The sequence below is a fragment of the Labrenzia sp. C1B70 genome (assembly GCF_000475395.1).
Taxonomy (GTDB): domain Bacteria; phylum Pseudomonadota; class Alphaproteobacteria; order Rhizobiales; family Stappiaceae; genus Roseibium; species Roseibium algicola.
In genome coordinates, this window is the sequence record NZ_AXCE01000047.1 from 1 (window position 1) to 1,182 (window position 1,182).

Below are 1,182 nucleotides of genomic sequence, written 5' to 3' on the forward strand. Positions count from 1 at the left end.
GAAAAATTTGAGCGCAACAAGCCGCACGTTAACATTGGCACGATTGGCCACGTTGACCACGGCAAGACGACGCTGACCGCAGCAATCACCATGACGCTGGCTGAAACCGGCGGTGCGACTGCAAAAGCTTACGACGAAATCGACGGCGCGCCTGAAGAAAAGGCTCGCGGCATCACCATCTCCACGGCCCACGTTGAGTATGAGACGGAAAACCGTCACTACGCACACGTCGACTGCCCTGGTCACGCCGACTACGTCAAGAACATGATCACCGGTGCAGCGCAGATGGACGGCGCGATCCTGGTCTGTTCTGCCGCTGACGGCCCGATGCCGCAGACCCGCGAACACATCCTCCTGGCTCGCCAGGTTGGTGTTCCGGCTCTGGTCGTGTTCATGAACAAGGTTGACCAGGTCGACGACGAAGAGCTTCTCGAGCTCGTCGAAATGGAAATCCGCGAACTGCTGTCTTCCTACGAATTCCCGGGCGACGACATTCCGATCGTCAAGGGTTCTGCACTGGCAGCCGTTGAAAACCGCGATCCGGCCATCGGCCGCGATGCGATCCGTGAGCTGATGGCTCAGGTCGACGCGTACATCCCGACCCCGGAGCGTCCGAAGGACCTTCCGTTCCTGATGCCGATCGAAGACGTCTTCTCGATCTCCGGCCGTGGTACGGTTGTGACCGGTCGTGTTGAGCGCGGCATCGTGAAGGTTGGCGAAGAAGTCGAAATCGTCGGCATCAAGGACACGCAGAAGACCACGGTCACCGGCGTTGAAATGTTCCGCAAGCTGCTGGACAGCGGCGAAGCAGGCGACAACATCGGCGCGCTGATCCGCGGTATCGCACGTGAAGACGTTGAGCGTGGCCAGGTTCTTTGCAAGCCGGGTACTGTTACCCCGCACACGAAGTTCAAGGCCGAGGCTTACATCCTCACCAAGGAAGAAGGTGGTCGTCACACCCCGTTCTTCACCAACTACCGCCCGCAGTTCTACTTCCGTACGACGGACGTGACCGGTGTGGTGTCCCTGCCGGAAGGCACGGAAATGGTGATGCCGGGCGACAACGTCTCCGTCGAGGTTGAGCTGATCGTGCCGATCGCCATGGAAGAAGGCCTGCGCTTCGCTATCCGCGAAGGTGGCCGTACCGTCGGCGCTGGCGTCGTCGCATCCATCATCGAATAA

General features: G+C 59.9%; 1 protein-coding gene. It reads left to right on the forward strand.

Features of this window, described 5'->3' with window-relative positions; all coding sequences use genetic code 11:
* Window positions 1-1,182: elongation factor Tu (gene tuf, locus Q666_RS59200; RefSeq protein ID WP_023002274.1), on the forward strand; the 1,182-nt coding region annotated here is incomplete at its 5' end.